Raw genomic sequence first — 22595 nt, forward strand, 5'->3', positions numbered from 1 at the left:
CCCGATGACCTGGAAGGACAATCTGCCCGCCGTTCGCGGCAAGCTCCTCCGGGACGAGCCGCTGGCGCCCTTCACCTGGTTCCGCGTCGGCGGGCCGGCCGACGTGATCTTCCTGCCCGAGGACGAGGACGACCTGGCGGCCTTCCTGAAGGGCTTGCCGGCCGACGCGCCCGTGACCGTCCTGGGCGTGGGGTCCAACACTCTCGTCCGCGATGGCGGCGTGGACGGCGTGGTGATCCGCCTGGGCAAGGCCTTCGCCAAGGTCGAGCCCCGCGAGGGAAGCCGCATCTTCGCCGGCGCGGCGGCGCTCGACGCGACGGTCGCCCGCGAGGCGGCCAAGGCGGGGATCGCCGGCCTGGAGTTCTATCGCGGGGTGCCGGGGACCATCGGCGGGGCGCTGGTCATGAACGCCGGCTGCTACGGCGCCGAGACCAAGGACGTGCTGGTCGAGGCCTATGCGCTCACCCGCGCGGGCGAGCGCCTGACGCTGTCGAACGCCGACCTTGGCTACAGCTATCGCAAGTCCGCCCGCGCGGCCTCAGAGCCGCTGATCTTCACCGGCGCGCTGTACGAGGGCCGGCCGGACGACCCCGCCGCCATCGAGGCCCGCATGGCCGAAATCACCGCGCGCCGGGAGACGACCCAGCCGATCCGCGAGAAGACCGGCGGCTCGACGTTCAAGAACCCGCCCGGTCATTCCTCCTGGAAGCTGGTGGACGACGCCGGCTGGCGGGGCAAGCGCTTCGGCGGGGCCATGTTCTCGCCCCTGCATTCCAACTTCCTCATCAACACCGGCGAGGCGACGGCGGCCGATCTCGAAGGCCTGGGCGAAGCGGTCCGGGCCGATGTGAAGGCCAAGTTCGGCGTCGACCTCGACTGGGAGATCAAGCGCATCGGGCGGCCGTGAACGCGGCGGCGTTGATCCTCGTGCGGCACGCCAGGCCCCGGGTCGATCCCGACACACCGCGGGTGGAATGGCTGCTGACGCCCGATGGCATGGCCGCCGCCACGGCGCTGGCGGACCACCTGAAGATGCAGCCGGTGACCGGCGTGCTCTCCAGTCCCGAGCCGGCGGCGCTGGCGACGACCGGCCTGATCGCGCGGCGGCTCGGCCTCACCATCGCGGTGGACGACGGGCTCTCGGAGATCGCGACCCCGGACCTGCCCGTCACCGCGGACGACGCCCACCGCGCGAACATGCAACGCGTCTTCGCCGAGCGGGCGACCGCTCCGTTCGGCGGGGAAAGCGCCGACCAGGCGCTGGCGCGCTTCTCCGAGGCCCTGCGCCGACATGCCGAGCGGCCGCTGATGGTGGTGACCCACGGCGTCGTGATGAGCCTCTACCTGGCGCCGCGCCTGGGCCGCGATCCCTACGAGCTGTGGCTGGGCCTCAAGACGCCTGAAGCCGTCGTGCTGGATGCTTCGGACCGCCTCGTGTCGCGGAGCGGCTAGGCAGGGGCGATACATCCGGCCTGCCGAAGACTTCGATCCGGTTGCGGCCGTTCTTCTTCGCCTTGTAGAGCGCCTGATCGGCCGCGCCGATGAGAGCCTCCGCCGAGGTCAGGCCCGCGCTCATCTCGGCGACGCCCGCGGAGAGGGTGATGGTCGGCAGGGGCTCGCGGCCGTGGACCATCGCCGTAGCCTCGACCTCGGCGCATATCTGCTGCAACCGGGCCTTGGCCTCGCCAAGGGCGCAGTTCGGCAGCACGACGACGAACTCCTCGCCGCCGTAGCGGCAGACGATGTCCCCGGCGCGGAGGGAATCCCTCAACAGCCCGCCCACGATCTTCAGCACCCGGTCCCCGGCGGGATGGCCGTGGGCGTCGTTCAGCGCCTTGAAGTGATCGACGTCCAGGAGCGCGACGCACAGCGGCTTGCGACCGCGTCGGGCCCGCCGGATCTCGCGGGGGAGGGTTTCGGACAGGTAGCGCCGGTTGAACAGGCCGGTGAGCGGGTCGCGCATGGCCTGTTCGCTGAGAACTTCCCGCAGCTTCAGGTTCGACAGCGAGAGTTTCGGGACGTCCCCGAAGGTCTGCAACAGCCGCTGCAGGTCATCGGTGACGGCGGCTCCGGGGCGCGCCGCCAGGTACAGCAGGCCCGTCGTCTCGCCATGCACCGCCAGCGGCAGGCAGACATAGGCGCCGGGCGGAGTCTCGCGGAAGTGCCGGCACGGCGTCGCCTTGCCTGCGCCGGCGACATCGTACCGGCGGCCTGTGCGCAGGCCCCAGCAGTCGGCGACGGCGAATTCGGGCGACAGCCCGGGCTCGCCCCATCGGGCGACGGTTTCGAGCTCGCCGGATTCGTCGGACACGACCGCGAGGCCGCCGCTCGTCCCATCGAACAGGTTGGCGGCGGCGGTGGCGATGATGGGATAGGCCTCCTGCCGCGACCGGCAGGTCTGCAGCGTATCGGACAGGCGGGCTATGGCGCCCATTTCCTCGGCGTGCGCCTTCAAGGCGTCGAGGCTGGCCGCCATCTGGCGGTTGAGATTCTCGATGGCGGCGTGCGCCCGTTCGCGCTCGCTGACGTCGCGAGCGACCCCAAGGGCATGCCATTCGCCGTTGATCTGCATCGCGGACACGGAGACATCCGCCGGGAAGCGGGTCCCGTCCTTGCGCACGGCCTGGAGCGAAAGGGTCCGGCCGGGCAGGTCGCGGACGCCGGCCTGCGCGAGGCTCCGGTAGGCCACGATGGCGGCCTCCCGGTCGCCCTCGTCGGCGAGTAGGATGCTGGCGCTGCGACCCTGGATCTCCTCGGGCGTGTAGCCGAACATCCGCTGGGCCGCCGGATTCCAGAAGACGATGTCCCCGGCATGGTCGGCGATGATGAAGGCGTCCTGGGCATGGTCGGAAATGGCGCGGAGCCGTTCGTTGCTGTCCTGTAGGGCCTGGGTCACCCGGCGCTGTTCAAGGGCCAGGCTCTGGAGCTCTTCGTTGAGCCTGGCTTCTTTCAGGCGCAGGCGGACGTTCTCGGTCACCCAGCGGCTGTTGCGCAGGCCCGTGGCCGCCAGCGCGGCGGAGAAGATCGCGAGCATCACCGCCATGACGACGAAGACGGCCTCTCCCGCCGCGAGGAGCGCCACGATCAGGGGCAGGATGGCGGGAATGGCGAAAGCGTAGAACGCGGGCGGCCAGACGGAGTCCCGCAGCACCGACCCCGCGGCCATGCCGCCCAGCATGAACGCCACGAAGACCGCGTCCACGGCGTCGCCCGAGACGAAGACGACGGATGCGGCCAGTCCCCACAGAACGCCCGTGAGTCCCGATCCGGCGGCGAACGCCCAGGCCCAGGCCTTCGTGGCCTCGCCCCGAGGCTGGCTCCTGTTATAGCGGCGGCACAGCAGGATGCGCGCCGCGACCACGACCGCGAACAGCGAAAGCCAGGCCGCCCAGACCAGCGCCGGATACTCATTGAACAGCAGGGCGCAGGCCAGCGCGGCGTTGACCAGGTTCCCGAGGGTGATGCTTGGCGAGGCGTAGAGCAGCCGCACCTGCTCGGCGCGGATCGCGCCGGCCGTGTCGGCGTCGGCCACGGGAGGGAGGGGCGTGTCGGGCAAGGCGAACTCCGGGCAGACTCCGGGCTGTCGTTGAAACAGGCCATCATCTCGCCCCTGAAAGCGGCCGCCTTGAGCTGTCGCAAACCGGTCCGCGACACATTGAGCCGCAGTTGCTGCCACGCGTTGGCAGCAGCAAGCTTGACGGGAATCCCGCGAGGCTCCACGCGCAGGACATGCACAAGCTCGCCCCCCTGGCCCTCGCCGCCAGCCTCCTGGCCGTCGCGCCCGCCGCCGCCCAGGACACCGCCGCCCCGGACATCGCCGCCCCGGACATCGCCGCCAGCGCCGCCGCCGTGCGGGACAAGGCCCTGGCCGATCCCACCGCCTGGACCATCGCCGAATCCCTGACGACCGATGTCGGGCCGAGGCTCGTCGGTTCGCCCGAGATGGTCCGCGCCCGCGACTGGGGCGTCGAGACGCTGAAGCGCCTGGGCTTCCAGAACGTGAAGGTCGAGACCTTCACCGCCTCGGGCTGGTTCCGGGGAGAGGAGTCCGCCGAGGTCGTGGGGCCGGTCCCGCACAAGCTGCACATCCTGGGCCTGGGCCGCTCGTCGCCCACGCCGAAGGGCGGGCTGACCGCCGAGATGGCGCTGTTCCGCAGCTACGACGAGTTCCTGGCCCAGCCGGAGGGCTCGCTGAAGGGCAAGATCGCCGTGGTCACCGGCGTCATGACGCGGGCCCAGGACGGCTCGGGCTATGGCGCCATCAACCCGCAGCGCAGCGCCGGTCCCGCCGAGGCGGCCAAGCGCGGCGCCGTGGCCTATCTGATCCGGTCGCTGTCCACCGACGACACCCGTCTGCCGCACACCGGCGCGGCGCGTCCGGGCGGCATCCCCGCCGCGGCGCTGTCCACCCCCGACGCCGAGCTGCTGGAGCGGCTGGCCGCCCGAGGTGAGGCCGGGGGCAAGCCGGTGACGATCAAGCTGAACATGACCTCGCGCTTCGAGCCCAAGGTCGAGGCCTACAACATCTCGGGCGAGCTGCCGGGCCGCGAGGCGCCGGACGAGGTGATCGTGGTCGGCGGCCACCTGGATTCCTGGGACCCGGGCACGGGCGCCGTGGATGACGCCGCCGGCATCGCCATCACCACGGCGGCCGCCAAGCTGGCCGCCGGCCAGGGGCCGCTGCGCCGGACCATCCGGGTCGTGATGTGGGGTTCGGAGGAGCAGGGCGGCTCCAGCGACGCCTATCTGGCGGCCCACAAGGACGAGGTCGGACGGATGGTCATGGTGGGCGAGAGCGACACCGGGGCCGGGCGCATCTGGCAGGCGCGCCTGCCGAAGGGGAGCCTGGACCATCCGGCGATGAAGGCGTTCCGCGGGGCCATCGCGCCCCTGAGGGTCATCGTCAGCCGTGAGGCGCCGGGCTTCGGCGGTTCGGATGTCGAGGGTCTCGTCGAGGCCGGCGCGCCCTTCGTGGAATTCAACCAGGACGCCAGCCGCTACTTCGACCTGCACCACTCGGCCGACGATACGCTCGACAAGATCGATCCGGCGGAGCTGGCGCAGAACGTGGCCGTGTGGGCGAGCTTCCTGCACACCGTGGCCAACAGCGACGTGGACTTCCGGGCGCTGGCGGCCAGACCCTAGCCCGGGGCCTTCTCGGCGGGGAGCAGACGGGCGGTCGAGGTGGCGCGAGCGAGCAGCAGGCCGTCCGCGTCGGTCAGCCGCCCTTCCAGGAAGCAGATGCTCTTTCCGGCCTGGACCCCCTGGCCCTCGCCGAAGATCGGGCCGGGCGTGGCCGGCGCCAGGAAGCTGACGTTCAGGTCGATGGTCCGGGTGAACAGCCGGCCGTCCGAACAGATGAACATGGCCGGGCCCATGGTGTCGTCCAGCATGGCGGTGGTGACGCTCATGCAGGCCATCCTGGCGGAGGGCCGCTGACCGCGTGCTGGCGGCAGCGGCTCAATATCGCGCCAGCCTAGCGGGCCAGCTCCCGCTCTATCGCCTCGACGACGGGGCGCCAGTCCCCGCCACGCCAGAGACGCGCGGTCGGATACCAGGGGCTGTCGATGCGGTGCTGCATCCAGCGCCAGTCGGTGGTCAGGTCGGGCACGAGTATCCAGACCGGCTTGCCGAGCGCGCCGGCCAGGTGGGCGACCGCGGTATCCACACTGACGACGAGGTCGAGGCCGGCGATGATTTCGGCGGTGTCCTGGAAGTCACGAGCGCCGCTATCCTCGGGCGCGAGGCTGACGGCGCCGGGAAGGGCGAGAAGGCGCTCGCCAAGGTCGGGCGGCAACGAGCGGTTGGCGTCATTCCGGAAGGCCGGGTTGCCGCGCCAGGCGACGCCCACGACAGAAGAAGTCCCTGGCTGGGCGCTGAGGTAGGGTGCGCTCGGCAGTGTCTCCAGCGTGGCGCCCGCCCGCCCGGCTATATCGCTCGACATCACCCAGTAGTCGGGGTCGGGAAACTCGGCCGCGCCCCTGGCCTCGACGACTTCGACAGGCATCGATCGGAAGAGGCGCGCGAGAGGCGTGGGCGTCAGCACCGTCACGTCGGCTCCTTCGGACGCCGCTCGAGCCGCGAACCGCGCGAACATGATCTGATCGCCCATGCCCTGTTCCGGGAAGACCAGCAAGCGCTTGCCGACCAGGGGCTCCCCACGCCATTCAGGCCAGGGGAGCGACGGTTTCCCGCAGTTGAGCTCGGGGATGTCGTGGCGCGCTTCGTAAAGCGGCCAGCCTTCCTGGTAGCGGCCCTGGGACAGCAGAACGAAGCCGAGCGCGTGCCGGGTGCGGGGTTCCCTGTGGATTCAACTGGGCCGCGAGCCGCAGCGTGGCTTCCGCGCCAGCGAGATCGCCAGCCTGTTTGAGGCGCCCGCCCTCATTGTGAAGCGCGGTCCCGATCAAATCCCTCATGCCGCACATCTAACGCAGGGTCCATTTGCATGCACAGGTTCATCCGCAAGGGCGAGCCGATGGCCGTCGGGGTTCGGCCTGCACGCGAGAGATTCGGTCCGGCATCCGCCCGAGGTTCTTGAGCGAAGAGCTCGCGGCAGCGCGACGAAGCGCCGCCGCGGCTACGTACGCCACCGGAGTTGCAAAGCGACCGGTCGGTCACTTATTCCTAGTCAAATGGTAGCGTTTGCGCGGCGCCATACCGGGTCGCTGGCGCGCCAGGCCCGATGGACATGCCCGACGGAACCACGACCGCCCACCTCTACAAGCCCAAGCTCGCCACGACCCTGAAGGAGGGTTACGGCGCCGAGGCGCTGAAGCGCGACGTGATGGCCGGCCTGACCGTGGCGATCCTGGCGCTGCCGCTCTCCATGGCCATCGCCGTGGCCTCGGGCGTCTCGCCGGAGCGGGGTCTGTGGACGGCCATCGTCGGAGGCTTCCTGGTCTCGGCGCTCGGCGGCAGCCGCTATCAGATCGGCGGACCGGCGGGCGCCTTCATCGTGCTGGTCGCCGCCACCGTCGCGAAGTTCGGAATCGAGGGGCTGCTGCTCACGGTCCTGCTTTCGGGCCTGATGCTGACCCTGGTGGGGCTCCTGCGGCTCGGCTCGTTGATCCGCCACATCCCGCATGAGGTGACGGTGGGCTTCACCGCCGGCATCGCGGTCACCATCCTGGCCAGCCAGATCAAGGACCTCGCGGGCCTGACGCTCAGCGGGCGGGAGCCGGGCGAACTGCTGCCGAAGCTGGCGGCTCTGGGCTCGGCCCTGCCGACCCTGAACCCCGCCGCCCTCGTGCTGGGCGTCGGGGTGGCGGCGTTCATCCTCGTCCTGCGACGCTTCCGGCCGACCTGGCCCGGCATGCTGTTCGGGGTGGTCGGCGCGACCCTGATCGCCACGGCCCTGCACCTGCCGGTCGAGACCATCGGCACGCGGTTCGGCGGCCTGCCGCAGAGCTTCCCGGCGCCGGCCCTTCCCACGATCTCGCTCGATCTGGTCCTCAAGGTGCTGCCGGCGGCGCTGTCCTTCACCCTGCTGGGCGGCGTGGAGAGCCTGCTGTCGGCGACCGTGGCCGACAAGATGACCGGCCGGGTTCACCGGTCGAACATGGAACTGGTCGCCCAGGGCCTGGCCAACGTCGGCTCGGCGTTTTTCGGGGGCATCGCGGTGACCGGCACCATCGCCCGGACGGCGGCCAATATCCGCGCCGGCGCGCGCAGCCCCTTCGCGGGCATGCTGCACGCGGTCTTCCTGCTGCTGTTCATGCTGCTGGCCGCGCCCTTGGCCAGCTACGTGCCGCTGGCGGCCCTGGCGGGCGTGCTGGTCGTGGTGGCCTGGAACATGGCCGAGAAGGAGGAGTTCGTCGGCCTGATGAAGAGCTGGAGGAGCGGAACGGTGCTCTTCGCCACCTTCGCCTTCACGCTTCTGCACGATCTCACCACCGGAATCGTGGCCGGCTGCGTTCTGGCGACCTTCTTCTGGCTGCTGGATCGCCGGGCCCGCGGCGGCCCGACCCCTTGACCTGAGGGGGCCAGCCGGGCCACGGCGGGCGGACGCCCTTCAGTCTCCAGCGAGTCGTCCATGGCCGCGCCGCTCTCCGGTCACCACGTCGCCGTCCTCATGGGCGGCCTGTCCTCCGAACGGGAGGTGAGCCTGGTCTCGGGCCGCGAATGCGCCGACGCGCTGGAGCGCCTGGGCGCGAAGGTGAGCCGGGTGGACGCGGGCCGCGACCTCGCCCAGGTGCTGACGAAGCTGAAGCCCGACGTCTGCTTCAACGCCCTCCATGGCGCGTGGGGGGAGGACGGCTGCGTCCAGGGCGTGCTGGAAACCCTGGCCATTCCCTACACCCATTGCGGCGTGCTGGCCTCCGCCCTGGCCATGGACAAGGCCAAGTCCAAGGCCGTGCTGGCAGCGGCCGGCGTGGACGTGCCGGGCGGCGGGCTCTTCAACCGCTTCGACGTGGCGCGCTCGCACGTCCTGCCGCCGCCCTATGTGGTCAAGCCGAACGCCGAGGGCTCGTCCGTGGGCGTCTTCCTGGTGTTCGAGGGCGCCAACAGCCCGCCCCAGGAGGTGGTCGCCCCCACCTGGACGTTCGGCGAGGAGGTCATGGTCGAGCCCTATGTCCGGGGGCTGGAGCTGGCGGTGGGCGTCATGGACGGCAAGGCGATGACCGTCACCGAGATCATCCCGCGGACCGGCTTCTACGACTACGACGCCAAGTACGCCGAGGGCGGCTCACAGCACGTGGTCCCCGCCCGCATCCCGCCGCACGCGTTCGAGCGGGCCAAGAAGCTCTCCGAGATGGCCCACGCCGCGCTTGGTTGTCGCGGGGTTACCCGGTCGGACCTCCGTTATGACGACATTAACGACATTCTGGTCCTTCTGGAGGTCAACACCCAGCCCGGCATGACGCCCACCTCCCTGGTTCCGGAGCAGGCGGCGGCCCAAGGCGTGGATTTCGACCGTCTGGTGCTCTGGATTACGGAGGACGCTTATGCCCGCGCCGGTGCGGGGAGGATCGCGAGTTCAGGCGAAGCCTCGGGCCAAGGCGCCCCCTAGTCCTGCCAAACGCCCCGCGAAGGGCGGGGCGGGCGCGCCCGCGCGCGAGGGGGTTCCCCCCAAGCTGATCCTGCTCACCGCCGCGGGCCTGTTGGCCATCGCCCTCGGCGCGACGCTCGCCACCGGCGGCCGCGGCCAGATGCTGGTCGACAGCGTGACCGCCGCCGTCGACGGCCGCTTCGGCGAAGCCGGCTTCCGCCTGCGTACGGTCCACGTCCAGGGCGCGTCCCAGATGGCGACCCCCGACATCGTCCGCGCCGCCGGCGTCTACAAGGACCAGCCGCTGCTCGGCCTCGACCTCGCCGCCCTGCGCGATCGCGTGGAGACGGTGGGCTGGGTGAAGGAGGCGAGGATCGTGCGCCTGCTGCCCGACACCCTGGTCATCGCCGTCGAGGAACGCCGCCAGCTCGCCGTTTGGCAGCACGCCGGCCGCAGCGTGGTGATCGACGAAAAGGGCCGCGTCATCCCCGAGGCCGATCCGGCCCGCTTCCCGATGCTCCCGCTGGTGGTCGGCGCCGGCGGCGCCGAGCACGCCGGCGAGATCCTGCCGGTGATCGCCCAGCGGCCCAAGCTGATGCAGCGGATGGAGGCCCTGGTGCGGGTGGACGACCGCCGCTGGGACCTGCGCCTGAAGGACGGTTCGCTGATCCAGCTTCCCGCCGTGGGCGAGGAGGACGCCCTGGCCCAGCTCGAACAGCTCGACCTGCGCTCGCGCATCCTGGAGCTGGGCTTCGAGCGCATCGACCTGCGCAACCCCGATGTCGTGGCCGTGCGGCCGCGCCCTGTTGAGACCACCGCGCCCGACGGTCTGGCCGCCGCCGGCGTGTAAGGAGAAGAAGCGAACCCGCGATGCTGAAGTCCCTCACCCGCGCTGAAGAGTCCCGCAAGGACGGCCGCGAAGGCCTGAAGGCCGCGCTCGCGCCGCCGCGCGTGGTGGCCGCCGTGGACCTGGGGGCGTCGAAGGTCACCTGCTTCATCATGAAGCCGGAGGGCGTGCGCAAGGCCGACCGGACGCTCACCACAAGCGGCGTCGGCTACGTCCAGTCGCGCGGCGTGCGCGGCGGCGCCATCGTGAACCTCGACGAGGCGTCCGACGCCATCGCCCAGGCCGTGGAGCGGGCCGAGAACGTCGCCGGCGTCAGCGTCCAGGGAGTCACCGTGGCCACCTCGGGCGGCCAACTGGCCTCCTCGCGCGTGGCCGGCCGCGTCTCGATCGGCGCCCGGCCCATCGCCGACCACGACCTCGTGCGCGCCATCCAGAACGCGCTCGCCCAGATCAAGCTGCCGGGCCGCCGGGCCATCCACATCCTGCCGGTCGGCTGGCTGGTGGACGGGCAGGGCGGCGTGCGCGACCCGCGCGCCATGTTCGGCAAGACGCTCGGCGTCGAGCTCCTGGTGGTCTCGGTGGCCGAGACGGTGTTCCAGACCCTGGGCGCCTGCGTCGAGCGCGCCCACCTCCAGCTCGACGGCGTGGTCGCCGCGCCGTTCGTCTCCGCGCTCGCCGCGCTGGAGGAGGACGAGATGGATCTCGGCAGCGTGTGCATCGACATGGGCGGCGGCTCCACCTCGGCGGCGGTGTTCGCGGGCGGCAGCCTGGTTCACGTCGAGACCGTGCCGGTCGGCGGCCAGCACGTGACCCAGGACATCGCGCGCGGCCTTTCGACCTCCATCGCCGGCGCCGAACGCATCAAGACCCTGCACGGCTCGGCCATCGCCTCTGCCAACGAGGACCGCGAGATGATCGAGGCGCCGCCGCGCGGCGATGATCCCGGCGCGGGCCCGGTGGTGGCGCCCCGCTCCCTGCTCAAGGGCATCATCGCGCCGCGCGTCGAGGAGACGCTGGAGCTGCTGCGCGACCGCCTCAAGGCCTCGGGCGCGCCGGTGGAGCCGGGCGCGGGCCTGGTGCTGACCGGCGGGGCCAGCCAGCTCGCCGGCGTGCGCGAGGTGGCCGTCCGCGTGTTCGACCGTCCGGTGCGCCTGGGCCGCCCGCGCCGGGTGCCGCACCTGGCCGACGCGGCGTCCGGTCCGGCGTTCACGGCGGCGGCGGGCGTCCTGCACCGCGCCGCCTTCGGGCCGCGCGAGGCCGTCTCGTCGAAGTCGCTGGCCTCGGCCAAGCTGCGCCGCGAACCGCTCGACCCCCGGGCCAATCCGGTCGCCAAGGCCGCCGCCTGGTTGCGCGAGAACCTGTAGTTCACTCCACCTCGATGAAGATCGGGTTGGCGTAGAACCAGAGGTCCGACCAGGGGGTCTCGCCGGCCGTGTCGGCCTCGGGCTCCAGTTCGCTCCCGTTCGTGCCGCGTACGCGGACGTAGCCGTCCTGGGTCACGTTCTTCAGCGTGAAGGCCATGCTGAGACGCTCGCCCTCGCGAACCCAGTCGCCGGGGCCGAAGCGCTTCTCGACCCGGGTGGTGGGGTTGCGGTCGGCGTCGCGGTCCGCCGCCGGTCCGGTCACGTCCCCGCGGATCAGGTCGACCCGCGCCACGCTGGGCGAATAGCCGCCGAAGTTCTTGCCCGCCGGGTCGCGGACCCGGATCACCACGGTCACGTCCGACCCTCGCGGAACCTTCAGGGCGCCGCCGATCTCGGCGCGGCGGGCGCCGTCGGCGGTCTGGGCGACCACGTCGACCTCCGAGACGAGGTCGCCCAGGGTCACGAAGACCCGGCCGTTGCGCAGGCCGTCCAGCACGTCGTCGTAGCTGCGGACCGCCTTCACGTAGGTCTTGGAATATTCGCCGGGCCAGAAGTCGGAGCCGCCGGTGGTGTAGTGCCGGTGCGAATCCGAGGTCGACGTGATCCACCACCGGCGGCCCTCGCCGAGCATGGAGTCCCAGAAGCCGCCGAGGATCGCGGTCATCTGGTCGAAACCGCCCAGGGTGGGGGCGCGGCGGTAGGCGCCGCGCATGCGGTGCTCCTCATCGGCGGCCTCGGGCGGCAGGAGCGGTCCGGCCTGGTGGCCCGGCGCGCCCTCCATGCCCACGGCCACGTTGGGCGCGGCGTCGTTCCAGTTGCGCAGCTCGTGCGGGCTGACGGCGCCGTACCGCCCGAGGCCGTTGGCGGTGCGCGACGGATGGTTGGCGATCACCACCGGCGGAGCCGGCAGGGCCTTCATGTGGTTCAGCGCGTCGACCATGCGCTGCTCGGTGTCCCAGGCCGGATCGGCCGGCCAGGGTTCGCGGCGGTTGTAGCCTGCCTCGATGCCGAACAGGACGTCGCGTTCGCCAGGCGTCTTCGGCACGATCACGCTGGAGTGCTCGGCGCCGGGGGTGTCGAGCTCCATGCCGACGAACAGGATCAGGCCCGGCGTCTCCTTCCGGGCCCGCAGCACTTCGGGATAGGCTTTCTCGCGGTTCAGCTTGGAATGGTTCGGACCGCCATGGTCGGTGGCGACCATCCAGATCAGCCCGTGCTCGGCCGCCATCCGCGCATTCGTCGGGATCGGGTTGTTGGCGTCGCCCGCGATGACCGCCTCGGGCGGCGCCTTGCCGTCCGCAGAGGGCTTCCAGCTCACGCTGTACCAGCTGTGCACGTGGTGATCGCCGGCCTGCCAGCGGCGCTTCGCCGGGTCCGCGCCGCTGGGACGCGCCGCAGGCGTGGGCGCGAACCGGGGCGCGTGGCCATGGGGGCCGTCGTGCGCGGCCGCGGCGCCGGGAAGCAGGGCGGCCGCCAGGCCGATGAGGACAAGTCGTCGCAACGTGGCGCTCCGGGAGGATCGGCGCGCCGACCCGGGCGCGCGGACCTCGCGCTCTAGCCGGCGGGGCTCACGTTCCTGCGACGTTCGGTTGACGTTCGTGTGACAACGAAACCTGGGGTTTGGACCGGCGCCGCCGGGCCTCCCGAGTCCCTGCGAGACAAGCCTCATTTTCACACGGAGCGCCGGTCGATCAGCGTCCGACTCAGGCTATGGGCTTAACCCTCGATTAAGGATGTCGGTCGCCTAGTAAACCCATCCTTAAAGGGTGCGTCGGGCGTGCGGGTCGCCAGGCGCTCTGAGCGCATTTCGGAAGGACGCAGGGTCCATGGCCATCTCTCTCACCGCCCCTCGAGCCACGGAACTGAAGCCGCGCATCGTCGTGTTCGGCGTCGGCGGCGCCGGCGGCAACGCCGTGAACAACATGATCGAGGCGGGCCTCGAGGGCGTGGAGTTCGTGGTCGCCAACACCGACGCCCAGCAACTGCAGTTCGCCAAGACCGACCGGCGCATCCAGCTCGGCGTGCAGGTGACCCAGGGCCTGGGCGCGGGCGCCCATCCCGAAGTCGGCATGAGCGCGGCCGAGGAGAGCATCCCGGAGATCGGCGAGCACCTCGACGGCGCCCACATGGTCTTCATCACCGCCGGCATGGGCGGCGGCACCGGCACCGGGGCCGCCCCGATCATCGCCAAGTGCGCGCGCGAGCGCGGCATCCTGACCGTCGGCGTGGTGACCAAGCCCTTCCACTTCGAGGGCCGCCACCGGATGCGCCTGGCCGACGCCGGCATCAACGAGCTGCAGCGCTACGTCGACACCCTGATCGTCATCCCGAACCAGAACCTGTTCCGGGTGGCCAACGAGCGGACGACCTTCGCCGAGGCCTTCGGCATGGCCGACCAGGTCCTGCACTCGGGCGTCCGCTCGATCACCGACCTGATGGTGCTCCCGGGCCTCATCAACCTCGACTTCGCCGACGTCCGCACGGTGATGACCGAGATGGGCAAGGCGATGATGGGCACCGGCGAGGCGACCGGCGACGACCGCGCCCTGATGGCCGCCCAGAACGCCATCCAGAACCCGCTGCTGGACGAGGTCTCCCTGAAGGGCGCCAAGGCCGTGCTGGTCAACGTCACCGGCGGCCTGGACATGACCCTGCTGGAAGTCGACGAGGCGGCGAACGCCATCTCCGAACAGGTCGATCCGGAAGCCAACATCATCTTCGGCGCCGCTTTCGACCCGAGCCTGGACGGGATGATCCGCGTGTCGGTCGTGGCCACGGGCATGGACGGCGCCTCGATCGCCGCCATCGAGCCCAAGGTCGAGCGCCGCTCGCTGACCGCCGAACCCCTGCGCGCCACGGTGAGCCCGCGCGCCGCCGAGCCGGCGCCGGTCACGGCCTCCGCCGAGCCGGAAGCCGCTCCGGTCCCCGAACCGGTCATGTCGATGGAGCCGCGCGAGGAAGAGCAACCCGACATCTTCGCCGCGCCCGTGGCCGCCGAGGCCCCGGCCGAGCCCGCGCCCCAGCCGGTGACGCGCATCGTCGACCCCGCGGCCGCCGAGGCGCAGGACGACGAGCCCCTGTTCGCCGAGCCGGCCTTCGAGGCGCGCAAGCCCCGCGGCGGCTTCCTCAGCCTGTTCGGCGGCCGCCCGCGCTACGACGCGCCGCCGGCGGCTCCGCAGCCGCAGGCCCAGCCCATGGCCCGTCCCACCGCCACGGCGGTGCGCGGCGGCGCCCAGCCGCTGGAAACGCCCCAGATCGAGCCCGAGGCCGACGCCGGCGAGGACCTGGAGATCCCCTCCTTCCTGCGCCGCCTGGCCAACTGATCGCGCCCGGCCCTGCCGGCGGCTGTCCGGGGCCGGTGTCACGCAAATGGGAAAGCAGGGGGCCTGGCCCTCTGGTATCTTTCGTCCGTCAGCCTGAGCACGGGAGGGCGGACATGGCCTATCAGCGCGTGATCTGGGTTTCGCCCCTTGCGGGCGGGTGGACGGTGCGCTGCGCCGAACTGGAGCCCCTGGTCTTCCGATCCGGCCGCCGGGCCGAGGAACAGGCGAAGGCGCTGGCCGACTGCCTCGCGGGCCTGGGCCGCGATGCGCAGGTCCGCATCCAGGACCGCGCTATGAACCTCATCGGCGCCCAGGATTTCCCCGCCCGCTGACGTCTCGCTCCGGCCACGGAACGGCGGGAAACAAAGCGAAACAGCAAGTGTTTTGCTGCGGCGCATCAAAGCAGCCTATTCAACCGTTGAGGGCGAAGGCTCGGTCCGAAGGTTTCGACTTAAGGGCCGGACTTGATTGTGTTTGTGGAAGGTCCCCAAGCTTTGGCCGCACCCGCTTTCCAGCATGTCCCGGCTTTCCAGCATACCCTGAAGGCCCCTGCGCTGTTCGCCGGCGTGGGCGTCCACACGGGCGCCTACACGCGCGTGGCCGTGCGCCCGGCGCCGGCGGACGCGGGCGTCGTCTTCGTGCGCACCGACGTCGCCGACCGCGACAACCGCGTGCCGGTTTCGCCCGAGGCGGTCTGCAAGACCCAGCTGGGCACCGTGATCGGCAACGCCGCGGGCGTCACTGTCGCCACCATCGAGCACCTGATGGCCGCCCTGGTCATGCTGGGGATCGACAACGCGGTGGTCGAGATCGACGGGCCCGAGATGCCGATCATGGACGGCTCGTCGCTGCCCTTCCTGCGGGTCCTGGACCGCGCCGGCCGCCGCGAGCAGGACGCCCCGCGCGGCTACATCGAGATCCTGGAGACGGTCGAGGTGGTCGACGGCGACAAGCGCGCGGCCCTGAAGCCGGCGGATCGCTTCGAGGTGGCGTTCACCATCCGCTTCGACTCGGCCGCGATCGGGACCCAGGCGATTGACCTGGCCATGGACGAGGCCGCCTTCCGCGCGGAGCTGGCCGACTGCCGCACCTTCGGCTTCCTGCACGAGGTCGAGGCCCTGCGCGCCATGGGCCTGGCCCGGGGCGGCTCGATGGAGAACGCCGTCGTCATCGAAGGCGACCGGGTGCTGAACCCCGAGGGGCTGCGCCGCCCCGACGAGTTCGTGCGTCACAAGGCGCTGGACGCCATCGGCGACCTCTTCGTGCTGGGCGCGCCGGTGATCGGCCGCTTCGAGGGCGAGCTCGCCGGCCACGGGATCAACAACGCCCTGGTCCGCGCGCTCGTGGCCCGCCCAGCCGCGTGGCGCGTGCGGACCTTCGTCGCCGACCTGGCCGAGGCGGTCTGAGGCCTCCCGTTCCGTTTGCGCCACCTGCGGGCTGGTGTAGAAGCGACTCTCCGCGTGGGGGCGCGCGTTGTCGTTGAGGTGAAGGTGTCCTTGCTCCGCAATTCGTTGGCCCGGACGGCGGGCGTCGCCGTCATGTGCGCCCTCGCCCTGTCCGCCTGCGCCGGTAACGGCAAGAAGAAGGCCCGCCTCGTCTACGAGGAGCGGCCGGTCGAGCTGCTGTACGCGACCGGAGCCAACCGCCTCGACCGCGGCCTGTGGAGCCAGGCCGTGGGCTACTTCCAGGAAGTCGAGCGCCAGCACCCCTATTCGGAGTGGTCGCGCCGGGCGATCCTGATGCAGGCCTACGCCCACTACCAGTCCAACGACTATGCCGAGGCGATCGGCGACGCCGAGCGGTTCATCCAGCTCTATCCGGGCAACCCGGCGGCGGCCTACGCCCACTACATCAAGGCCATCTGCTACTTCGAGCAGATCGTCGACGTGGGCCGCGACCAGGCGGCCACCGGCCAGGCGCTCGACGCCCTGCGCACCGTGGTCCAGCGCTACCCCGCCAGCGAGTACGCCCAGGACGCGCGCCTGAAGATCGACATGGTCAACGACCAGCTCGCCGGCAAGGAGATGACCGTCGGCCGCTGGTACCTGCGCAATGGCGACACGCTCGCGGCCGTCAACCGCTTCAAGACCGTGGTCGACCGCTACCAGACCACGACCCACACGCCCGAGGCGCTGTACCGGCTGGTCGAGGCCTACCTGACGCTGGGCCTGGTGGACGAGGCGAAGAAGAATGGCGCCGTCCTCGGCTACAACTATCCGGGCGACCCCTGGTATCGGGACGCCTACAGGCTGCTCACCGACCGCGGCCTGCGCCCCGCGGTCGAGCCGTCGGGCGGCGGCAAGCGCGGCCTGCTGCGCCTGCCCTTCCGCAAGGACAAGGGGCAGACGATCAGGCCGCCGGCCTCCGTTCCCGAGACCTCCGCCGACGAGACCTCCGCCGGCGAGACGAAGTAGCGGGACGCCGGAGAACAAAACCCGTCCGCGGGGCTTCAAACGCCGCTGATTCCGGGCGATGTTCCGCACGATGCTGATCGGCCTCCAGATCCGCGACGTGGTGCTGATCGAGACCCTGGACCTGTCCATCGGGCCGGGCCTGACCGCGCTCACGGGCGAGACCGGGGCCGGCAAGTCCATCATCCTCGACGCCCTGGGCCTGGCCACCGGCATGCGCGCCGACGCGGGCCTCGTGCGCCGCGGCGCCGCCCAGGCCGTGGCCACGGCGATCTTCGCGCCGGCGCCCGACCATCCGGTCTGGGCGCTGCTGGACGAGAAGGGCCTCTCCTACGCCCGCGACGAGGACCTGGTGCTGCGCCGCTCGCTGTCGGCGGACGGCCGCTCCAGGGCCTTCGTCAACGATCAGGCCACCGGCGTGGGCGTGCTGAAGGAGCTGGGCGAGCGCCTGCTCGAAGTCCACGGCCAGCACGAGACGGTGGGCCTGCTGGACGCCCGCACCCACCGCCCGCTGCTGGACGCCTTCGGGGGCCTGGAGCCGCTGGCCGCCGAGGTCGCCGCCCGCCATCGCGACTGGCGCGCGGCCCGCGAGCGCGTGGAGGCGCTGCGCGCGGACGTGGCCCGCGCCGCCGCCGAGACCGAGGAGCTCACCTTCCGCCTCTCCGAACTCGATCGCCTCGATCCCAGGGAAGGGGAGGAGACGCAGCTCGCCGAGGAGCGCGCCCTGCTGGGCTCGGCCGAGAAGGCCTTGGCCGACATCGCCGCCGCCCGCGAGGTGTTCGACGGCCTTTCCGCCAGGGTCGCCTCCGCCGTCCGCGCCCTTGAGCGGGCCCGCGAGCGCGCCGTGGCCGCCGGCGCGGCGGCCGAGGGGAGCGCCGTCTCCCGCGTGGCCGAGGCCTCGGCCGCCCTGGACCGCGTGCTGATCGAGGCCGCCGAGGCGGAAGCCGCCATCGACGCGGCCGCCGACGCCTTCGACTTCGAACCCGACCGCCTGGAGAAGGCCGAGGAGCGGCTGTTCGACCTGCGCGGCCTGGCGCGCAAGCTGAACGTGGCGGTGGAGGAGCTTCCGGCCCTGCGCGTCCGCTTCGCCGAGCGGCTGCGCGCCGTGGAGTCGTCCGAGGATGCGCTCAGGGCCGCCGAGGCCGAGCTGACGGCGGCGCGTGCCGGCTACCTGGACGCCGCCGGCCGCCTGACCGAGGCCCGCCGCGCGGCCGGCGAGCGGCTGGCGCAGGCCGTGATGGCCGAACTGGTCCCGCTGAAACTGGAGAAGGCCCGCTTCCGGGTGGCCGTTGAGCCGCTGCCGGAGGACCGCGCCGGGCCGGCGGGACAGGACCGCGTGGCCTTCGAGGTCTCCACGAACCCCGGCGCGCCGTTCGGCGACCTGGGCGCCATCGCCTCGGGCGGGGAGCTCGCCCGCTTCGCCCTGGCGCTGAAGGCCTCCCTGGCCGCCCGCGCGTCCGGCCACCAGCCGCTGATGATCTTCGACGAGGTGGACCAGGGCGTGGGCGGGGCCGTGGCCGACGCCGTGGGCCTGCGGCTGAAGAAGCTGGCCGGCGCCGCCCAGGTGCTGGTCGTCACCCACTCGCCCCAGGTCGCCGCCCGGGCCGGGGATCACTGGCGCATCTCGAAGGCGGGCGACGCGGAACGCGTGCGCACGGCGGTGGAGGTGCTTTCGCCCGCCGACCGCGAGGAGGAGATCGCCCGCATGCTGGCCGGCGCCCAGATCACCGACGCCGCCCGCGCCGCCGCCCGCGCGCTGATCGGGGCTTAGGAACCACGAAAAGACACGAAAGGGCGGCCTGCCCGCCGCCGCGCCAGCGGCGGCGTTCCGATGATGGAACCACGGAATACACGGACCACACGGAAAGCGCCGACGCCGTCCGTGTATTCTGTGTATTCCGTGGTTTGATCCTTGCCGACTGACCGCTGCGCGGTCGCCTGGGTCGGCCCTTTTCGTGTCTTTGGTGACTTTCGCGGTTCTTCGCCTCGGCTGCGGGCCGCGCTAGACCTTGGCCCGATGAAGCCTGTCGAATCCCTGACCGAAGCCGAAGCCGTCGAGGAGCTGACGAGGCTCGCCGACGAGATCACCGCGCACGACATCCGCTACTATCAGCAGGACCAGCCCTCGGTGTCCGACGCCGAGTACGACGCCCTGAAGCAGCGGAACGCGGCCATCGAGGCGCGCTTCCCGCACCTGATCCGCGAGAATTCGCCCTCGCTCCGGGTAGGCGCGGCGCGGTCGGAGCAGTTCGCCCCGGTCGAGCACGGCGTCCCCATGCTCAGCCTAGACAACGCCTTCTCGGACGAGGACGCGCTGGAGTTCGACGCCCGGGTGAAGCGGTTCCTGCGGCTGGACGAGGAGGTCTACTACACCGCCGAGCCCAAGATCGACGGCCTGTCCTGTTCGATCCGTTACGAGAAGGGCCGGCTGGTCCAGGCCGCCACGCGCGGCGACGGCCGGGTGGGCGAGGACGTCACCGCGAACGTCCGCACCATCAAGGAAATCCCCACGAAGCTGGAAGGAGAGGGCTGGCCGGACGTGATCGAGGTCCGCGGGGAGGTGTACCTCGGCCATGCGGAGTTCGCGGCCCTGAACGAGGCGGCCGCCGCGGCCGGGCAGAAGACCTACGCCAACCCGCGCAACGCCGCGGCCGGGTCGCTGCGCCAGATCGACCCGAAGATCACCGCCCGGCGCCCCTTGCGCTTCTTCGCCTACGCCTGGGGCTACGTAAGCGCGCCCTTCGCCGAAACCCAGTGGGAGGCGCTCCAGAAGCTGAAGGCCTGGGGATTCCAGATCACGCCGCAGTCGCGGTGCGTGAAGGGCGCCGAGGGCCTGCTCGCGGCCTACGCCGCCATGGAGGCCGAGCGGCCCAAGCTGGGCTTCGACATCGACGGGGTGGTCTACAAGGTCGACCGGCTGGACTGGCAGCAGCGGCTGGGTTTCGTCTCCCGCGCGCCGCGCTGGGGTGTCGCGCGCAAGTTCCCGGCTCAGCAGGCCCGTACGGTGATCGAGGCCATCGACATCCAGGTGGGCCGGACCGGCGCGCTGACCCCCGTGGCGCGCCTGAGGCCGGTCACGGTCGGCGGTGTCGTGGTCACCAACGCCACCTTGCACAACGCCGACGAGATCGCCCGGCTGGATGTGCGGGTGGGCGACACGATCGTGCTCCAGCGGGCCGGCGACGTGATCCCCCAGATCCTGCGGGTGATCCTGGAGGAGCGGCCGAAGGACGCCGTTCCCTACGAGTTCCCGCACGTCTGCCCCTGTCCGCTGAAGACCGACATCGTCCGCGAGACGACGGCCTCGGGCGCCGAGACGGTGGTGCGGCGCTGCTCGGGCGAATTCGCCTGCCCGTTCCAGCGGATCAACCACCTGCTGCACTTCGTCTCCCGACGCGCCTTCGACATCGAGGGGCTGGGGGAGAAGCAGCTCACCGCCTTCTTCGAGCGCGGCTGGATCAGGGCCCCGGCCGACATCTTCCGCCTGCACGAGAAGCGCGACGAACTCCTCGCCATGGAGCGCATGGGCGAGACCAGCGTCGGCAACCTGCTGGCCAACATCGAGGCGCGCCGGACCATCGGCCTGGACCGCTTCATCTATGGCCTGGGAATCCGCCACATCGGCGAGACGACCGCCACGATCATGGCGCGGGGCTACGGCTCGGCGGCGCACTTCCTGGAGGCCATGGACAAGGTCGCCGCCCGCGACCCCGAGGCGATCGAGGAGCTGGACGCCATGGACCAGATCGGGGACGCGGTGATCGAGGCCGCCGCCGCCTTCTTCGGCGAGGACCACAACCGCGCCATGGTGCAGGACCTGTTCGCGGAGCTGACGGTGCTCGACGCCGAGAAACCCAAGACCGACACGGCGGTGGCGGGCAAGACGGTGGTCTTCACCGGCGCGCTGGAACGCATGACCCGGGACGAGGCGAAGGCCCAGGCCGAGCGCCTGGGCGCCAAGGTCTCGGGCTCGGTGTCCAGGAAGACCGACATCGTGGTCGCCGGGCCCGGCGCGGGCTCGAAACTGAAGACCGCCGCGGAACTCGGCATCCAAGTGCTCACCGAAGACGAATGGTTGGAGATGGTCGGCAGCCAGGAGCCAACTCCGCCGTGATCCCGTCGTCCCGCCTGAAGGTGCTCGTGGACGCCCCGCCGGCGCCCGAGGGCCGGTATGTCCTCTACTGGATGCAGCAGTCCCAGCGGGCGGGGTTCAACCCGGCGCTGGAGTACGCGGTCGAGCAGGCCAACGCGCTCGGGCTCCCGACCCTGGTCTGCTTCGGCCTGGCCGCCTTCCCGGAGGCCAACGCGCGCCACTACGACTTCATGCTGCGGGGCCTGGCCGAGGTGGAGCGGGCGCTGGCGGCGCGCGGCATCGGCTTCGTCATCCGCAAGCGGCCGCCGCACGAGCTGGCGCGGGAGCTGGCGGACAAGGCGGCCCTTGTGGTGACCGATCGCGGCTACCTGCGCATCCAGCGGGCCTGGCGCCAGAAGCTGGCGGAAGGCCTACAGCGCCGGCTGGTGCAGGTGGAAGGCGACGTGGTCGTCCCCGTCGAGGCGGCCTCGGGCAAGCACGAATACGCGGCCCGCACGATCCGGCCCAGGATCCAGCGGCTTTGGGACGACTACCTGCGCCCGCTCGCCAAGCGGCCGGTGGCCCATCCCGCGCACGGGCTGGCGATCCGAAGCGACGTGGACCTGTCGAACCTCCCGGCCGTACTCGCGGGCCTCAGGATCGACCACGCCGTGCCGCCGGTCCGGCGTTTCCCGGCCGGGGAGGCGGCGGCGCGCGCCCGGCTCGCCGCCTTCGTGAGCCGGGACCTCGCCCGTTACGAGGCCGACCGCAGCAGGCCGGAGACGGGGGTCGCCTCGAACCTTAGCCCCTACCTGCATTTCGGCCAGATCTCGCCGGTGGAGGTCGCCCTGGCGGTGCGGGACCGCGGCGTGCACAGCGGCGTCGCCGTCTTTTTGGAAGAGCTCATCGTCCGCCGGGAGCTCTCCATGAACCACGCCTTCTATGCCCCGGACTACGACCGCTACGAAGTCCTGCCCGGCTGGGCGCGGCAGACCCTGGCCGAGCACGCCGCCGACCCTAGGCCGCACCTCTACACGCGCGCGCAGTTCGAGGCCGGCGAAACCCACGATCCCTACTGGAACGCGGCCATGCTGGAGATGCGGGCCACCGGCTTCATGCACAACTACATGCGCATGTACTGGGGGAAGAAGATCCTCCACTGGTCGGCCAGCCCCGAGGAAGCCTGGGAGACGACGCTGGCGCTCAACAACCGCTGGTTCCTCGACGGCCGCGATCCCAACTCCTTCACCGGCGTCGGCTGGATCTTCGGCCTGCACGACCGGCCGTGGGGACCGCAGCCGGTGTTCGGCACGGTGCGCTCCATGGGCCCGAACACCTTCAAGAAGTTCGACGCCGACGCCTATGTGCGGATGGTCGACCGGCTGGCGTGCGCCGAGGCCTGACCAACCACGAAAGACACGAAAAACACGAAAGGGGGAGCGATCCCTGACCGACCGCGCAGCGGTCAGTCGGCCAGGATCAAACCACGGAATACACGGACCACACGGACAGCGTCGGCGCTTTCGGTGTTTTCCATGTATTCCGTGGTTCTTCAAAAGGGGCGCCGCCGCTCGCGCGGCGGCAAGGGA

18 protein-coding genes are annotated in these 22595 nt (G+C 71.3%); 14 read left to right on the forward strand and 4 right to left on the reverse strand.

Going from position 1 to position 22595, the window contains the following annotated elements:
* Positions 1–4 precede the first annotated feature (4 nt).
* Together murB and ACK4TT_RS04240 are read left to right on the forward strand one after the other, a co-directional pair.
* Complete coding sequence (murB, locus tag ACK4TT_RS04235) at positions 5–907, forward strand: UDP-N-acetylmuramate dehydrogenase (protein ID WP_409634213.1); 903 nt, start codon at positions 5–7, stop codon at positions 905–907.
* 20 nt (positions 908–927) lie between these two features.
* On the forward strand, positions 928–1452 hold the full coding sequence (locus ACK4TT_RS04240) for a histidine phosphatase family protein (protein WP_409634379.1): 525 nt from the start codon (positions 928–930) through the stop codon (positions 1450–1452).
* Here ACK4TT_RS04240 and ACK4TT_RS04245 read toward each other — a convergent pair.
* Complete coding sequence (locus tag ACK4TT_RS04245; RefSeq protein WP_410212503.1) at positions 1391–3556, reverse strand: diguanylate cyclase; 2166 nt, start codon at positions 3554–3556, stop codon at positions 1391–1393. The genes ACK4TT_RS04240 and ACK4TT_RS04245 overlap by 62 nt on opposite strands.
* Before the next feature lie 173 nt (positions 3557–3729).
* Between ACK4TT_RS04245 and ACK4TT_RS04250 the strand changes: the two genes are divergently transcribed.
* A complete protein-coding gene (locus tag ACK4TT_RS04250; protein ID WP_410212504.1) occupies positions 3730–5145 on the forward strand; it encodes a M20/M25/M40 family metallo-hydrolase in 1416 nt (471 codons plus the stop codon).
* Here ACK4TT_RS04250 and ACK4TT_RS04255 read toward each other — a convergent pair.
* Positions 5142–5411: a PaaI family thioesterase gene (locus tag ACK4TT_RS04255; RefSeq protein ID WP_410212505.1), complete on the reverse strand. Its 270-nt coding sequence runs from the start codon at positions 5409–5411 to the stop codon at positions 5142–5144. The genes ACK4TT_RS04250 and ACK4TT_RS04255 overlap by 4 nt on opposite strands.
* Before the next feature lie 65 nt (positions 5412–5476).
* The gene (locus ACK4TT_RS04260; RefSeq protein WP_409634225.1) at positions 5477–6112 is read right to left on the reverse strand and encodes a glycosyltransferase family 9 protein; all 636 of its coding nucleotides are present in this window, start codon (positions 6110–6112) and stop codon (positions 5477–5479) included.
* A 576-nt stretch (positions 6113–6688) separates the two neighbouring features.
* Here ACK4TT_RS04260 and ACK4TT_RS04265 point away from each other — a divergent pair.
* From ACK4TT_RS04265 to ftsA, 4 genes are read left to right on the forward strand one after another with little or no spacing between them, the layout of a single operon-like run.
* A complete protein-coding gene (locus ACK4TT_RS04265) occupies positions 6689–7972 on the forward strand; it encodes a SulP family inorganic anion transporter (RefSeq protein WP_410212506.1) in 1284 nt (427 codons plus the stop codon).
* 60 nt (positions 7973–8032) lie between these two features.
* A complete protein-coding gene (locus ACK4TT_RS04270; protein ID WP_409634231.1) occupies positions 8033–9010 on the forward strand; it encodes a D-alanine--D-alanine ligase in 978 nt (325 codons plus the stop codon).
* The gene (locus ACK4TT_RS04275; protein WP_409634234.1) at positions 8946–9839 is read left to right on the forward strand and encodes a cell division protein FtsQ/DivIB; all 894 of its coding nucleotides are present in this window, start codon (positions 8946–8948) and stop codon (positions 9837–9839) included. Before ACK4TT_RS04270 ends, ACK4TT_RS04275 begins: the two co-directional genes overlap by 65 nt.
* A gap of 20 nt (positions 9840–9859) precedes the next feature.
* The gene (gene ftsA, locus ACK4TT_RS04280) at positions 9860–11200 is read left to right on the forward strand and encodes a cell division protein FtsA (RefSeq protein ID WP_409634237.1); all 1341 of its coding nucleotides are present in this window, start codon (positions 9860–9862) and stop codon (positions 11198–11200) included.
* Position 11201: 1 nt separating this feature from the next.
* Here the strand turns inward: ftsA and ACK4TT_RS04285 are convergent, their stop codons facing one another.
* Positions 11202–12701, reverse strand: coding sequence for a phosphoesterase (locus ACK4TT_RS04285; protein ID WP_409634240.1), 1500 nt, complete (start codon positions 12699–12701; stop codon positions 11202–11204).
* Between the two features lie 325 nt (positions 12702–13026).
* Here ACK4TT_RS04285 and ftsZ point away from each other — a divergent pair, with 325 nt between their 5' ends.
* The 7 genes from ftsZ to ACK4TT_RS04320 all read left to right on the forward strand — a co-directional run bounded on the left by ftsZ (position 13027) and on the right by ACK4TT_RS04320 (position 22409).
* Positions 13027–14523 (forward strand): cell division protein FtsZ, encoded by a 1497-nt coding sequence (gene ftsZ, locus ACK4TT_RS04290; RefSeq protein WP_409634243.1) that lies wholly within the window; start codon positions 13027–13029, stop codon positions 14521–14523.
* Positions 14524–14636: 113 nt separating this feature from the next.
* Complete coding sequence (locus ACK4TT_RS04295; protein ID WP_409634246.1) at positions 14637–14855, forward strand: hypothetical protein; 219 nt, start codon at positions 14637–14639, stop codon at positions 14853–14855.
* 162 nt (positions 14856–15017) lie between these two features.
* Positions 15018–15929: a UDP-3-O-acyl-N-acetylglucosamine deacetylase gene (gene lpxC, locus ACK4TT_RS04300; RefSeq protein ID WP_409634249.1), complete on the forward strand. Its 912-nt coding sequence runs from the start codon at positions 15018–15020 to the stop codon at positions 15927–15929.
* A 90-nt stretch (positions 15930–16019) separates the two neighbouring features.
* Positions 16020–16937: an outer membrane protein assembly factor BamD gene (locus ACK4TT_RS04305; RefSeq protein ID WP_409634252.1), complete on the forward strand. Its 918-nt coding sequence runs from the start codon at positions 16020–16022 to the stop codon at positions 16935–16937.
* Between the two features lie 70 nt (positions 16938–17007).
* Positions 17008–18705, forward strand: a complete 1698-nt coding sequence (gene recN / locus ACK4TT_RS04310; RefSeq protein WP_409634385.1) for a DNA repair protein RecN — start codon at positions 17008–17010, stop codon at positions 18703–18705.
* A gap of 246 nt (positions 18706–18951) precedes the next feature.
* Positions 18952–21048, forward strand: coding sequence for an NAD-dependent DNA ligase LigA (gene ligA / locus ACK4TT_RS04315; RefSeq protein WP_410212507.1), 2097 nt, complete (start codon positions 18952–18954; stop codon positions 21046–21048).
* Entirely contained in the window at positions 21045–22409 is a 1365-nt protein-coding gene (locus tag ACK4TT_RS04320) for a deoxyribodipyrimidine photo-lyase (RefSeq protein ID WP_409634257.1), read from the forward strand. Before ligA ends, ACK4TT_RS04320 begins: the two co-directional genes overlap by 4 nt.
* The last annotated feature ends 186 nt before the right edge of the window (positions 22410–22595 follow it).

It is taken from the genome of Phenylobacterium sp. (assembly GCF_046463815.1).
Taxonomy (GTDB): Bacteria; Pseudomonadota; Alphaproteobacteria; order Caulobacterales; family Caulobacteraceae; genus Phenylobacterium.

Coding starts and splice junctions, on each gene's coding strand:
- ACK4TT_RS04260 (WP_409634225.1), bottom strand. CDS start 6,112: ATGGGCGATCAGATCATGTTCGCGCGGTTCGCGGCTCGAGCGGCGTCC.
- ftsZ (WP_409634243.1), top strand. CDS start 13,027: ATGGCCATCTCTCTCACCGCCCCTCGAGCCACGGAACTGAAGCCGCGC.
- ACK4TT_RS04265 (WP_410212506.1), top strand. CDS start 6,689: ATGCCCGACGGAACCACGACCGCCCACCTCTACAAGCCCAAGCTCGCC.
- ACK4TT_RS04295 (WP_409634246.1), top strand. CDS start 14,637: ATGGCCTATCAGCGCGTGATCTGGGTTTCGCCCCTTGCGGGCGGGTGG.
- ACK4TT_RS04250 (WP_410212504.1), top strand. CDS start 3,730: ATGCACAAGCTCGCCCCCCTGGCCCTCGCCGCCAGCCTCCTGGCCGTC.
- murB (WP_409634213.1), top strand. CDS start 5: ATGACCTGGAAGGACAATCTGCCCGCCGTTCGCGGCAAGCTCCTCCGG.
- ACK4TT_RS04270 (WP_409634231.1), top strand. CDS start 8,033: ATGGCCGCGCCGCTCTCCGGTCACCACGTCGCCGTCCTCATGGGCGGC.
- recN (WP_409634385.1), top strand. CDS start 17,008: ATGCTGATCGGCCTCCAGATCCGCGACGTGGTGCTGATCGAGACCCTG.
- ligA (WP_410212507.1), top strand. CDS start 18,952: ATGAAGCCTGTCGAATCCCTGACCGAAGCCGAAGCCGTCGAGGAGCTG.
- ftsA (WP_409634237.1), top strand. CDS start 9,860: ATGCTGAAGTCCCTCACCCGCGCTGAAGAGTCCCGCAAGGACGGCCGC.
- ACK4TT_RS04275 (WP_409634234.1), top strand. CDS start 8,946: ATGCCCGCGCCGGTGCGGGGAGGATCGCGAGTTCAGGCGAAGCCTCGG.
- ACK4TT_RS04255 (WP_410212505.1), bottom strand. CDS start 5,411: ATGAGCGTCACCACCGCCATGCTGGACGACACCATGGGCCCGGCCATG.